Here is a 13645-nt window from a genome sequence, read left to right on the forward strand (position 1 = left end):
TAGTAAATGCAACAGGAAATACCTAATAATAATCTTGTACAGGAAGAAGCGGAGTTCTCTTTTAAAGATGAGATCAACAATATTTTTTTGCGTCTGCTTGCTGCATTACGTAAATGGAAACAATGGAGCCTGTTTCTGCTGGCAGGAGCATTGATAGGTATAGCATTCAGTATATTCAAACCCATTGTTTATTACGCAAGAACCACATTCGTTGTAGAGGAATCCAAAACAGTAGGAGGCGGTTCATTGATGTCGGCTTTAGCAGGACAATTTGGTGTTGACATGGGTAGTTTATCTGGTGCCAGTGGCATACTAGCAGGAGACAATGTCTTACAATTATTGAAAAGTCAACACCTGGTTAGAAGTACTTTATTAAGCTGGTACGACAGTTCAAAAAACACTACCCTCGCAGATGAATATGCAAGGGTATATAAGCTAGAGAAAAAATGGGAAGGCAAAGTGAAATTACCCGTATCATTTGCTGTTTTACGCAAGAAGCCTTCTCGTGTTGAAGATAGTCTATTGCAAAAAATGATCAGCCGCATTACGGAGAAAGAATTGTTTGTTGCCAAACCGGATAAAAAACTGGGATTCTTTGAATTAAGTGTAGGGTTTAGAAGTGAAGAACTAAGTGTATTGCTTTCTAAAAGACTGCTCAAAACAACCACCGATTTTTATATTGAAACAAAAACAAAAAGAATTCTAACCAATGTCCAGCGGTTACAGGCGAAAGCGGACAGTTTATTAGCTGCACTTAATCGAAAAACTTATTCTGCGGCCGATGCAAACAGGATGTTATTAGATGTGAACCCGGTTTATGCTACTCCTGGGGTATCTGCAGAAATTTCTTCTCGTGATAAATTTTTACAAAGCACTATTTACGGTGAAATACTCAAGAATCTCGAAATGAGTAAAACCTCCCTCATCCAGGAAACGCCCACCGTTCAATTGGTAGATGAACCTATATACCCCTTAAACAATAACCGCCTTTATTGGTGGGAAGGATTATTAATTGGCGCATTTATCGGAATCTGCGCAGGATTGTTGGTGCTGATGCTGATGGGGAAAAAGGGGTTAGGGGTTAGGCGTTAGGTATTAGCCATTCGTTCTCCGCGACATCTCCCTCTATCACCGAAGGTGAAAGAATGGGGACGTTGCGGCAGGCTTCACATCTGGAGTGTATCATTTAGTTAAGTGTTGAGAATAAGATATTAGATTGGGTGCTGGGTACTAGGAAAACCAATCAAATCGCTTCAATAGCTAACCCCTAACCCCTAATACCTAACACCTAAATCCTACCGCATCTTCTGCCTGATAATCATCGGAATAAAAGCGGGAGCTTCAACCAGGTACCTTCTATACATTCTTTTAGGCTCGCAGTACAAGCGATAAAGCCATTCCAATCCATTTTTTTGCATCCATTTCGGGGCGCGGGGTATGAGACCGGCGCTCACTTCAAAAGCACCGCCTACGCCTATGGCAATTTTAACATCAAGGCGATGCAGGTGTTTAGCGATCCAGTAATCCTGTTTGGGGGCGGTTAGGCTAACCCATAGTATATCGGGTTTTGCCTCATTGATTAACCGGATCATTTTTTCATTTTCTGCATCAGCAAATTCATCGGCAAAAGGTGGTGAATAAACACCTGAAATTTTAATGCCGGGATATTGTGATTCGTATTGCTGCTTAAGTATATTTCCCACACCTTCTTTTGCCCCTAAAAAAAACATGGAATGCCCATGTTTTGCACAACGTTCAATGTATTGGGGCATGAGGTCTAATCCGGTAACCCTTCCTTTCAAAGGTTGATTCAGAAATGAAGCGGCCCAGAGCAGTGGAACGCCATCGCAAAGGGTTAGATCGGCGGTATTGTATAAGTCTTGGAGGTTTTTATTTTTATTAGCCCAAACTATACAGTTTACTGGTGTAACGCAAACTCTTTTTTGTTTGCCCGAGTTAATCCAGTTGTCGAAGATATCCATGGTTTCAGTGAGCGATAAATTACTGATACCTGTTCCGGCGATATTTACTTTTGGAGCTGTGGCTTCGTTCATCATGTTTAAAAGATCTTTTTAAACAATAATGAAAAGTAGCGGAAGCTAATAAAGCCCATCCATAGTTTTCTTTTTGAGGAACCCAGCATGGCTTTAAATAATTTGTCGCCGAAAAGCTGATAGCCTTTATCAGCCAAAGTATAAGCGAAGCTATGCTGACCGATTAATGTTGCAGTTATCCATCCCATCATCAGTGCCCTTCGGGTTTGCATCTCTGTGCTTTTGAAAGTATTGCAGTAAGTCATTTCAGCCCATCCCGGTGCAATTGGACCTACTTTTCCCAAAAGTTTTTGCAGGAATTGATTCGGAACTATTTCACTGAGTTTATCATGAGGAATTCTGAGTGGACCTTTTACGATTAATTCAGCCAGCCAGAAATGATTGTATTCATCCTGGTAGCTAAGCATGCCGGTTAGTTTATCTTCTCCTTTATAGGCATCAAGTATACCGGGTTCGAATTCAGCGATGCTGATATTTTTTCTGATATTGTCCGGGATACTTTTTAAAAGTTGCAGGTCGATACCTTGTGAATCAGATTTGTACCAATCGATATACGAAATACCAAATTCGGTTAATGTGGTGTTGATATCAGTTGTGGGTAGTTGGATGGTTTTTTCAACGGTGAAAATTGGAGCGTAGGCCCAATCTTTCAGCGCATCCAAATCTGGCTCCAGTAAACTGGAGCAGTGAGGGGAATTTGTTAGGTAGAAATTAGTGGCAGATCCTGCTTTATCGCTAACAAGTTTTTGTTTGATAAGAAGTTTCCTGTATTTGCTTTTTTCTGTGGAAGCCGGATCAAAATCGCGGTCGTCTGCATCGAATGCAATGCAGATGGCATAGGGAGCTATTTTCTTCCATTTTTTATGGATGGCTCCTGAAGCTCCGATGTCTATTAGAACGGGCGGGGATTGTATAAATTCTTCTGAACTAAGTATCCTGTCTATTAACCCCATGCTAAAATATTTATGCCGGAAAAATATCCTGGCTGCTTAAAATTGGTACAACTGTTTAGCGGTATCCAGGTATTTTTTTTCAGAATACTGATCGAGATATTGCCGGTAAACATTGTCAGATAAACGATTGTGTTCATCTGTATTTTGCGCCTCAAATATATTAATAACTGCTAAAAGACTGTTGATATTACCGGCTTCGTATAAATAGCCTGTTTTGCCGTTTTCAATCATCCTGGCTGTATTTTCCGAACCCGCTGCAATAGTGATGGTTCCGGTACTTTGGGCCTCAATGATGGTCATAGGCATACCTTCCAGCCATAAAGAGGGAAAGATCAGTGCCTTGCATTGGGCATATAAGCGAAAAATTTCCTCCTGTAATAGTGCTCCCCTGTAATCAATATTTGCTGTTTTATTTTTTTGTACAAAATTGGCCAGTTCTCCGTTTCCTACAACAACCAGCTTTTTACCTGATTCTTTAAAAGCTTCAATAAGGTGTTCAATTCCTTTTTCTTTGCTTAACCTGCCTACATACAAATAGAAGTCGCCCCTTTTACTGTAATCTGTTTTAGTAGTATGCAAATTTTGCCCGATGATATTGGGCTTATAAATAATTTTCTCTTTGGAAATACCGATATCATTAAGCAGGATAGCCTGATAAGGATTGATAACGACAAATTTGTCCAATTTTTTTGTCCAGGTACCTGTTGCCCGGTGAAAAAAAGTTGCTTTTGCTAAGGCATAAGAAGAAAGTTTGGACGACTTAAAACATTTTTCTGCAATCCCTTTATTAAAGTGTTTGTTGGTATGACATTCCATGCAGATATGACCGTTGCGAAAGAAAATGCCATTTAAACAAAACAGGCGATAATTGTGTAAGGTAAATACGGTGTTAGCACCCGCTAATTTAGCGGCCCAAAATATAGAAGGAGAGGCAGTGTAGAAAAAATTATGAACATGTACTACCGATATTTTTTTACGCTTTACCAGGAAAAAAATTTCAATAAAGCTGAAGGGATTAAAAAAGAGAAAAACTGGTGCCAGCAAAATGTTAAGAGGCTTTTTATTGAGTAGTTCATTAGTGTATGTTTTTAAATGAACCGTATATCCGTTTCTTTTGAGGATAGCTATTTCATGCTCAACAACAGAGTCTTCTCCTCCTTTCTGCAGGTATTTATTATGGATGAATAGAATATTATGTTTTATGCTTTCTTTATTCATTGACCTTTCGGCTTCTAGTTTTTGACTTTTGACTTTTGACTTTTGACTTTTTTGAAAAAGCAAGATACAAGTTAGATATGATTAGTTTAATATACTGCCATAGAATATATCAACATATATAGGCTTTGCTGGAAGCTGTTGTTGTTCGGTAAAAAGGCTTCTGGCTTTTTGCTATGAATTTACCATCCACAAACCTAAGCGTAGCAATTTGTAAAAGAAGATTTTTAAGTTACTTAGTTTTATAAGATCCTTCGTCGCAATTTCCGGCATAAAGCCGGAATACTCCTCAGGATGACTCTGATGGAGGGTAATAGTGCTTTTGTGATTGGCTTTGCCAATCACAAAAGCAGGTTCACTCTATTTGCCCAAGTCATCCTGAGGAGCATTCCGATCGAAGATCGGAAATTGCGACGAAGGATCTATTAAGTGGTAGCTGGATGCATTATTTCTAAACAAGCACTTTTAAAGCCAACTTTTTTAATTATTACTTCGAAAGCCTTATCATTAATTCCATAAAAGCAGAAAGTCTAAAATAAGCACCCATCAATGCTAGTAGCTAGCGGCTTGCAGCTTGCAGCCATTTTACCCCCTCCCTGCTACCTGCGACCCAAACCTCTTACGTAAACTGATAAAAGTGCGTTCTACCAAATAATAGGAGGCGAGAGTCATGATAATTGTCAGCGGCCAAAAAACCAGTTGCCATTGAAAGGAATGTTCAGTAGCATAACTGTTGGCATATTTGGAGGCGATCCAATGAAAAAGGTATAGGCTATAACTTATATGTCCTATGAAAATGAATGGTTTGCTTTCGAGTACTTTTAAAGCTGGCTTTATACCATGATAACCAAGTGCAGGGATAACCAATGCAAGTCCTAGTCCCTGGAAACTGAATATGAAAGTTTCCCTGAAAAAGCTATTTCTTATAGCTACAGAAAGAAACAACAAGAGCAGTCCGAGCCAGATACTTTTTTTGTTTTGTAGTATACGGAGGTACCAGCTTGGTTTTAGGTGATAATATAAAATGGAAGCAATACATCCCCATAATATGGAGTCCATACGTGTGTGCGTAGAGAAGTAAACCCTACCTGTTACGTAAGAGATATCGGTTGGATTAGAAATGTATAATTGTATCCTGGCCAACAATGCTATAATGCAAAGAAGGAATAAGCATTGCAGGAATGACTGAAGTTTTGCTAATCCTTTTTTCAGAAAGAGTGAGAGTAATAACGGGAAAAAGAGGTAGAAATGTTCTTCAACAGACAATGACCAAAGTATATCGAGCATTCTTTTACAATCTGTAACGGGGTCTCTTATCCAGCCTACATAATAATTGGTATAGTAGAACAGGGCACTCAAAACATCGTTTAAAGGGAGTGGACAGTCTAATATGCGTGAAAATAAGATTCCTGTTAAGATCATTGCGATCAGGGCAGGGTAGAGTCGGAAAAAACGACGCAGGTAAAAGTTTTTCATCTGAATATGACCTTTCCCGATTCTTTCTTCCAGTAATAATTTTGTTATTAAGAATCCACTGATAAAGAAAAAGAGGGTAACGCCAAACTTGCCGGGAATAATATTTCCCAGCCCGGCATGTGATAGTACAACGATAAGAATTGCCATACCTCTGCAGCCATCTATATAGGGTATATAGTTAGATTTTGATGGGTTACTCATCGGCTACACTTTTTTTAAACAGTGATTTAAATGCATTGGCTGTTTTTACTGTTGAAAAAAGGGATAGTCTTTCTTTTCCTTTTATAATCAGTGATTCCCTAAGCTGGGTATCTTGTATCAACTTATGGATGGTTTGATAAATTTCATGGGTGTTATAGGGATCGAAAGAAAGTACGGCATCCCCTCCAACTTCAGGTAAAGCAGTATTGTTGGCTACCAGAACAGGAAGATTGTATTGAAAAGCTTCAAGTATCGGAATGCCGAATCCTTCATTGAAGGATGGGAATACATACATATTTGCATGTTGGTAAACATAAGACAGTTCTGCATCAGTAAGGTAACCTGTACAGATGATGCGGTCTTTTACGCCAGACTTTTCAATGGCATCCTGAATCTGTACCGTATCATCGGAATATAATTTACCATTGCCTTTACCCACCAGTACAAGTCGGTAGGTGGTATTGCCATTTTCACATAGTAACCGGAAGGCGTCAATTAGTCTGGGTATATTTTTTCTTTTTTCAAGCACACCAACATGAAGGATATAAGGGAAGTTGGTAAGTGTTTGTAAAGCGGGTGTTATAGGATTATCGGATAAGGTTTGCTGTAGTTGTTTAGGACTGTTGTAAATCGTTACAATTTTTTCCAGTGGTATACCGGAATGGGTGTGAATGCTTTGTCGGGCGAAATCACTGACTGTTACCAGATAGCGGCATTTACGTGCAGCGGATACTGCAAACAGGTGAAATATTTTTAGCCATAGTTTATTATAATGCGATGGGTATTCAAAAAAGAAAGCATCGTGAAAAGTTACGAGGGTTTTAAAGCGCAGGTGAATGAGTGGCGCAAAATAATCGCCACAGAAAACGATGTCACAACCTTTTATAAATGCTTTTAAGGGCAATGCTACCTGTTTCCAGTATTGGAACAGGATATGTTCAAGCATTAGCCTTATTTTATTTTTACCACTGTAAATGGGGAGGGAAGAGTCGAGGAAAACAAATTCAAAATCGGGATCCTCCTGTTTGTTAAGATAGTTGCACAGTTCTTCCATTACGGTTTTCTGACCCGTTTTAGCTACACGAAGATCTCTAATGTCGATGCCTACTTTAATTTTTTTAGGAAGCTTCATAGTTAGGAAGTATCGATGTTTCAACCGGATATTTTTTTAGGCTAATCAACAGGCCAGTGCAAAACCACGTAATATATGAGATGTAAATATAGGATTCAATATTTGCAGTAAGCATCGGTATAACCAATCCGGCTTTTGTTAGGAGTAATGCCAATGATAATTGTTTTTCTTTTCCTTTTTTTTGTTTAAATGTTTGCAAACAGGTAGTAATGGTGAAGATATAGATGAGGATATATATTAAAACGGCAATAATACCCGTTTGAACACCTATGATTAAAAGTTGATTTTCACCACCAATATTGGATTCTGTTTCATTGGAAACCCTTCCGGCCATTCCCAGCCCTAAGCCTAAAGGACGATTGCCAATTGCTTCAAGACCATCCAGCCATTGGTAAACATGGTAAGCGCTCGATGGATCACTGAAATCAAGCGTAGTGATAATCAGATCATAAATATCACCACTTAGCCAAAAAGCAACAAAGAGACAAACGCCTATCAGTGCATAATGGAACATGCGTAAAGCTTGTTTTCGATCAGTGATGAAGAGATATAGGTAAATAATAATGAAATAGCTGGCAAATGAAGCCCTGGAAAAAGCAAAAATGATAGATAATAAGGTCATTGCGAAAACAAAAATGATAAACCAGTTCAGCTTAACTTTATTATTATCTGTAGTAAAAAGTGCAATAATTATAGAAATAGTAAATAGGGTATTGGTGCCAAGCTCCAGCGGTCCACCAAAAAAACCGGCGAAACGTTTAATTCCGTTTGCTGTTTCAAATGTCCAGCTGAGTCCATAGCTCCCGCTAGGTTCTTGCCCAAAGAAGTAACGGTTAAATTCTGCATATCCGGTTAGGGTTTGTAAATGCTGGTCGGTTACGACTTCACCTATTAGTACTATGGTTGCCAGAATAGCCACTAGACAGATATAATGCATATATCGTTTAAGACTCACATCATTTGGATCCATTAACCGTCCGGTAAAATAGATAAATGGAAAAAAAGAAAGACTCTTAAAAGCCAATAGTTTATCAATTATACCAAAATCGCCCAGAGGTAAAACCATATAAACTATACTTAAGAAAAGAAAGGATAGTACCAGATAATCGATGGTATGCAGTACGATTTTTTTCTTTCTTGAGAATAGCAATACAGTTAGGGCACAGACTACGATGATTTCCTTAAAAGACTGAAGTAGTGGAACTGTGTTTTTAAAACCGTAGTTTACCGCAATGGATAGAGAAGTTATATATATTGGAAGGCCGAATATAAAAAATAGCAGGATTTTACCTGTTTCCTTATGGAGAACTTTATATAGTGCAATTAAAAATGAAACGATGTATATGCATGGAAAAATAAACATATACAGTGTTGTTTTTTTTGATTTAGAGTAAAGTGCTAATGCCCAATAAGCAATAAAGCCTGGTTATTTTTTCCAGAATTGGTATATTCCTTTTTCCAGTTCATATTGTCCCCATTCCATTCTTGCTCTCATGGGTTGTTGTTTTGCCCATTCCCACATTTGTATGAGTCCGTCTTTTAGGTTAGTTTGATCCTGGTATCCAAGAATGGATACTGATTTTTGATAAGTAGAAAAAGCGTTTTGCACTTCGTGTCTTTGTTCCAGGAAGGCGATTTCGGCCCCACCAACTACTCCACGAAGTAATTCGGCTGCTTCAACTATTTTGGTTTCCACGCTGCTGCCCACATTGATGATTTGTTTTGCTGCGGCTGCTTCAACTGCTGCTGACCAGAGTGGTTTGAGGCAATCATCGACACAACTGAAAGCCCGTTGTTGTTGTCCATCTCCAAAGATGGTAAAAGGCTGGTTATTGAGTTTTTGGTACATCCAGATACCCAGTACATTTCTGTATTTATCCCAGATATTCTGATTGCGGCCATAAACATTATGTGGTCTTATGATGCACCAGTCGAGCCCATGTTGTTCACCAGCGATTTGAATATCCATTTCACAGGCATATTTTGCAACGCCATAAGGATCTACCGGGCAAGGTGTATGTGCCTCATCGAAAGGGGGGGTACCATTGCCATAAACTGCCATGCTGGAAGTAAATATGAGCCGTTTCGCATCATACTTAATACAAAGATTGATAACGGAAGCCGTTGCAACAAGATTATTAGTATAGTTGAATTTTCTTATAAACGGACTTAATCCTTCTGCGGCATAGGCGGCAAAATGGTATACATAAGTGATATTATTGCCTTCAAAGATGTCGTCGAGTGAATCGGTAGCGAGGTCGCGATTAAAAAACTGAACAGAAGGGTGAATGTTTTCGAGGTAACCACCGCTGAGGTTATCAATTCCGATAATGGTATAATCGGGTTGGTTTTCTACCAGCCATTCAGCCATCCTTGAACCAATCAAACCTCCAACGCCTGTAATCAGTATTGCCTTCATAATATTATTTGTATTGCACGCTCCCCGTCAGGCCATCTTTTACAGCTTTGACTACTGAAGCCAGTTTTTTGAACCTAAAACGCAGTGCAAAATAAAACAATACAGCAAGGGTATAAAAAAAATTATATACTATAACAGTTGGGGCAAATATCAATGGTGTATATTGCTTAAGGAGCCAAATCCTGTTCCTGAAGTTAAGGTAATGTACAATTGGGTTTACAAAACCTTCTTTTCCCTTGTTTTTTGTTTTGTTGGAAACACCTGCAATATGATATATTATTGACCCAGGGTGGTAGATGAGTTTAGCGCCTGTTTTTTTGATCCTGAACGACAGGTCAACATCTTCGTAGTAAATAAAGAAGTTTTTTGCAAGTAAACCTGTTTGTTGAAGTATACTATTCCGGGTAAGAAAACAGCATCCTGTTATCCAGTCTACTTCTTTGATTTCTTCATGTTTCTTCTTCGGTGGCTTTCCATGGCCCGACGTAAAGGTAATTCCAAAAAACTGATTAAAATAGGAACCGCCATCCCAAAGTATGGATCTGTCGTGGTGGTAATAAATTTTTGGCTGTACAGCACCAACTTCTGGATGATTATCAAGATACCTGATAAGTATTTCGAGAAAGTTGGGTGCTACTTCCGTATCGTTATTTAGCAACATAGAATACTGGTAACCTTTTTCAAGTGAGTATGCTAATCCTAAATTGTTGCCTCCTGTAAAGCCAAGGTTTTCCGGAGAGGGTATCAAGGTAATCTCCGGAAATAATGATTTTAATGCTTCTCCGGATTTGTCTTTGGAGCCATTATCCACGACAATAATGTGGTATTCATTTGATGGGATTTTTTGTAAGGATAAAATACATTGTTTAGTATACTCGAAGCTATTCCAGTTTACTAAGATGATGGCTACGGGAGGAAGTGTATTATTTAATTGAATATTACCCATAAAGATGAAATTCACATATCAGTATCTAGATCCTGATATTTCGCCCAATAATTTATTTTCGGACAAGCTATGATTTAATTCTTTTCATGCCAAGCAAAAGTACGGTGTATTTAACCTTGGAAATTGTACTTGTAATTGCTGTATTGGATAAAATCCTTTACTTTTTATTTATAAAATATAATGTAGCAGTAAGTGATAAAGTTTCAATAATAACCGGGTATGCACCAAACCAATTGGATTGGTTGGTTAACAATAGCAATAATCCAAATAAAATGGTTCCTGAAAATATAACAATTGTTGTGTGAAATAATGTCCTATACCTATTGCTGATAAGTAACTCTATAACATTTAAACTGTTCATTGCTGCCAAAAACGGCACTATGCAAACCATTTTCAGGTAATGTGAAGCGAGTTCATTGTATTCGCCGGTAAAAATTTTAATAATTGGTGTACTTGCAAAGAAGAGGGTTAGCCCTGCCATAATAAAAATTACTGCTAAGAAATAATTAAGCTTCCTTTTTTGTTGATACCAGTTTTGATTGTTCTTTTCGTAGGTTAGGGTAGCTTTCGGATAGATGGCACTGGAAAAAGCAATTAGTATCATTCGGAAAGACCATATAATTTTATCACAAAGGGAGTAGGCGCTTAGTACTGCCGGGTTTGCTGCAAGTGGTAACAAGAAAATTATAAATGATTGTTGAAGGTGTGCCGCAACATTATTAAAGACGAGAAAGAAATTGGTTTTTAAAAGTGATCGAATATTCAAGTTCGAAATTGAGGAATGAATAAGTTTATACTTATGGATTGCAAAGCCGGTTAAAGCCAGAAAAAAGAATAGGTTGCTGATACCTAGAAAGAAATTAACCCAAACAGGTGATGTTGTGGATTTGATTAAAAAAATAATCAACAAGGCCGAGCATATTCTTGCAAGAAGGTTAGTGTAGTTGTATAAGCTGAGTTTTTCAATCCCATTAAAGAAAAACAAGGGATTAATTGCTTCTGCCAGAATGATCGGTGTGGCAAATAGCAGGTACTGAAAAAGAGGATCTCCAATAAACCATAATATTAATGGGGGAATAAAGCTTATGATACAAATAAGTGACCTCGTGTATAAGATAGAAAAAAATGTTGCTGAAAGCTGAGACTTATTATTTTTTGAAAGTGCAACTTCTTTGATGCCGGATAAATTAGTACCGTAATTCACTAACATTCCCATAAGGCCAGCATAAGCATTTCCAAGGGCTATGTATCCAAAAGATTGAAACCCTGTAATGCGAATAATAATGGGGAATAACAATAATTGAATAAGCGCATTGGACGCCTGGATAAAACCCAGATTAAAAAGATTCGAAAAGACTCCTGTATTTCGCTTGGCCAGATTAATATAAAATTGTCTTTTCGTCATAATTAACTATAGGACAATATTATTTGTACTGACTGGTAGTTATTTTTATGTTATCTACTGACCAGCTTTTAGTACAAAAGCTATTAAATGGCTGCAAAACATCATTGCAGGCCAATTTTATCTTATTAGCGGTATGAGACGTTGTAATATCTATTTTATACATGCTTGAGCCATTAGCCGATTGTTTCAACAAGCAAAGCCCAGGTAGATTTTTGTTCCATGAATTACTTCCCGCAGGTTGTAATGCTTGTCCCGGGGCATAATTATTAGGAAAAGCCTGTCCATGTATGCTATTTGAAAATGTGGTCAGGTAAAAAGGATACCCATCAATAGTCATCTGCCATGCGTCAGGAATATTTGATCCTCCGGGAATCAGGTAATTGCCAGTCCATTCATCGTGGATATATAGATCGAACTCAATTCGCAAAATATTGTGTTCCGGGAGTTTTTCAATTTCTAATTCAATTCTGTTATTATTAAAGTTGCCCAATACCTTGCTGCCATTAAATGTAAATATCTTCGTGGAATCCACTACTCCACTATGGTTGAAAATGACAATGTTTTCAGTTGAGTCATTTTCAAAATTATTATTGTAGACAACTTGCTTTAAGGGTAAATTTTTGAAGCAACCAGATGCAAAATAAGATAGGATTGCGACTAAATATATCCAGCCATAAAAGGATGAAAATCTCTTCATGAGTTGCTTAATGTATGATCTCAAAGGTATAGTATTCTCAGTTCATAAAGCACATTCTACTGATTCCTGAAACTTATTCTCTAACAACCCCAAGGGGGTTAGGTGCGCCAAACAAACTTTCATATATTTGCATCTTGAAAATTTGAAATGAAATCTTTACTGAAGCGACTACTTTTTCCTGTCTATGATCTTTTTCTGATTCCTTTCAGTTACCTATATCTTCCTTTGCTTAAACAGGTTAGAAAATTTGGGGTTCACCATTTCCCACTGCATAAAACAGCATTTAAGCGAACAGGAGTTTTCCCGATTTGGGGTCATTATTATGAACCCCAGTTTGAGTTTCCTGAATCATTCGATGCTTCTTTAAAAAGAGAATTGCATATTGATTTTAAAGTTGAAGAACAATTAGTGCGACTTGCCTCTTTTGATTATTCAGAAGAGCTGAAAAATCTTCATTTAGAGAAACAATCAGATCAAAGCTCGGGTACTCCTTCTTTTTACATCAATAATAACTCGTTTGGCCCGGGAGATGCCGATTTATACTATTTGATGATTAGAAATATTAAACCCAAACGTATCATTGAAATAGGGTCAGGTTTTTCCACCTTACTTGCATTGGAGGCAGTTAGGAAGAATGCAGAAGAAAATGCACCTACAAAACTCATATGTGTTGAGCCTTATGAAAGAAACTGGCTCGACAATTGCAATGAGATTGAACTAATTAGAAAAAGACTGGAGGAACTTGATCTTTCATTTTTTTCACAATTAGAAGAAAATGATATTTTATTCATAGACTCTTCACATATCATTCGCCCTGATAATGATGTACTATATGAATATCTACGGCTTTTGCCAATCTTAAAAAAAGGAGTTCTGATACATGTTCATGATATTTTTTCTCCTCGAAACTATCGTCAGGATTGGATTACGGACGAAATAAGGTTATGGAACGAACAATATTTACTGGAGGCATTTTTATATTACAATCAATCATTTTCAGTGGTCTTTGCTTTAAATCTCATCAAGAATGATCACTTTCAGGAAGTGTCTAAGATGCTGAAAAATGTTACCCAGGCATCACAACCTGCCTCATTCTGGCTTCAAAAGGTAAAATAATGGTTGTTTTTAAAGTATTTAACAAGTAACC

At 37.7% G+C, this 13645-nt stretch carries 12 protein-coding genes; 2 read left to right on the forward strand and 10 right to left on the reverse strand.

Features of this window, described 5'->3' with window-relative positions:
• Positions 1–6 precede the first annotated feature (6 nt).
• Positions 7–1092 (forward strand): hypothetical protein, encoded by a 1086-nt coding sequence (locus tag ACH30E_RS09855; RefSeq protein ID WP_490824686.1) that lies wholly within the window; start codon positions 7–9, stop codon positions 1090–1092.
• A gap of 203 nt (positions 1093–1295) precedes the next feature.
• On the opposite strand, the gene ACH30E_RS09860 is transcribed toward ACH30E_RS09855, so the two are convergent.
• From ACH30E_RS09860 to ACH30E_RS09905, 10 genes are all read right to left on the reverse strand, one after another.
• On the reverse strand, positions 1296–2057 hold the full coding sequence (locus ACH30E_RS09860) for a WecB/TagA/CpsF family glycosyltransferase (protein WP_490824687.1): 762 nt from the start codon (positions 2055–2057) through the stop codon (positions 1296–1298).
• 2 nt (positions 2058–2059) lie between these two features.
• On the reverse strand, positions 2060–3007 hold the full coding sequence (locus tag ACH30E_RS09865) for a hypothetical protein (protein WP_490824688.1): 948 nt from the start codon (positions 3005–3007) through the stop codon (positions 2060–2062).
• 36 nt (positions 3008–3043) lie between these two features.
• Positions 3044–4225 (reverse strand): glycosyltransferase family 4 protein, encoded by a 1182-nt coding sequence (locus ACH30E_RS09870; RefSeq protein ID WP_490824689.1) that lies wholly within the window; start codon positions 4223–4225, stop codon positions 3044–3046.
• Positions 4226–4807: 582 nt separating this feature from the next.
• Entirely contained in the window at positions 4808–5899 is a 1092-nt protein-coding gene (locus tag ACH30E_RS09875; RefSeq protein ID WP_490824690.1) for an acyltransferase family protein, read from the reverse strand.
• Positions 5892–7031, reverse strand: a complete 1140-nt coding sequence (locus tag ACH30E_RS09880) for a glycosyltransferase family 4 protein (RefSeq protein WP_490824691.1) — start codon at positions 7029–7031, stop codon at positions 5892–5894. Before ACH30E_RS09880 ends, ACH30E_RS09875 begins: the two co-directional genes overlap by 8 nt.
• Complete coding sequence (locus ACH30E_RS09885; protein WP_490824692.1) at positions 7018–8394, reverse strand: O-antigen ligase family protein; 1377 nt, start codon at positions 8392–8394, stop codon at positions 7018–7020. The genes ACH30E_RS09880 and ACH30E_RS09885 overlap by 14 nt, the downstream gene beginning before the upstream one ends.
• A gap of 63 nt (positions 8395–8457) precedes the next feature.
• Positions 8458–9450: an NAD-dependent epimerase/dehydratase family protein gene (locus ACH30E_RS09890; protein WP_490824693.1), complete on the reverse strand. Its 993-nt coding sequence runs from the start codon at positions 9448–9450 to the stop codon at positions 8458–8460.
• Positions 9451–9454: 4 nt separating this feature from the next.
• A complete protein-coding gene (locus tag ACH30E_RS09895; RefSeq protein WP_490824694.1) occupies positions 9455–10396 on the reverse strand; it encodes a glycosyltransferase family 2 protein in 942 nt (313 codons plus the stop codon).
• 157 nt (positions 10397–10553) lie between these two features.
• Positions 10554–11801, reverse strand: coding sequence for an oligosaccharide flippase family protein (locus ACH30E_RS09900; RefSeq protein ID WP_490824695.1), 1248 nt, complete (start codon positions 11799–11801; stop codon positions 10554–10556).
• Positions 11802–11820: 19 nt separating this feature from the next.
• Positions 11821–12333 (reverse strand): hypothetical protein, encoded by a 513-nt coding sequence (locus ACH30E_RS09905; protein WP_490824696.1) that lies wholly within the window; start codon positions 12331–12333, stop codon positions 11821–11823.
• Positions 12334–12645: 312 nt separating this feature from the next.
• On the opposite strand from ACH30E_RS09905, the gene ACH30E_RS09910 reads away from it, so the two are divergent.
• A complete protein-coding gene (locus tag ACH30E_RS09910; RefSeq protein WP_490824697.1) occupies positions 12646–13614 on the forward strand; it encodes a class I SAM-dependent methyltransferase in 969 nt (322 codons plus the stop codon).
• Positions 13615–13645: the final 31 nt, after the last annotated feature.

It is taken from the genome of Sediminibacterium sp. FW305-C-61 (assembly GCF_058231065.1).